The following is a 300-nucleotide window of genomic DNA, read 5'->3' as shown; positions in this document are numbered from 1 at the left end:
GGGACGCCGCCGAGAACCAGCGCTACCTTGACGCCGCCGTTCAGGGCTCCGGCGGCGTTAAGGCCCAGATCGAGGCAGCCTTGGCAGCGGGCTCCACCACCACGTCGGTAGATGCGGTGTCGGGCGCCACTTACCCCTCGGTGTCGGTGTACAACGCCTACGCCGATGCGGTGAACATGGCCAGCGGCGGGAAGAGCGCCGTTGCCGCCCAGGAGACCCCGCAAACGGCCGGGGACGCGGCATCCCAGCCGGCCAAAAAGACCAAGGCGCCCGCGGCGGCGGCGAAGATCGACGCCCTGG

1 protein-coding gene is annotated in these 300 nt (G+C 70.7%); it reads left to right on the top strand.

Features of this window, described 5'->3' with window-relative positions:
- Positions 1–300: hypothetical protein (locus PZH32_RS12950; RefSeq protein WP_275208664.1), on the top strand; the 300-nt coding region annotated here is incomplete at both ends.

The sequence above is a fragment of the Adlercreutzia equolifaciens genome (assembly GCF_029076695.1).
Lineage (GTDB): Bacteria > Actinomycetota > Coriobacteriia > Coriobacteriales > Eggerthellaceae > Adlercreutzia > Adlercreutzia equolifaciens_A.
Note: the sequence above shows the minus strand (reverse complement) of the source record. Positions and strands in the feature narration are given on the sequence as shown.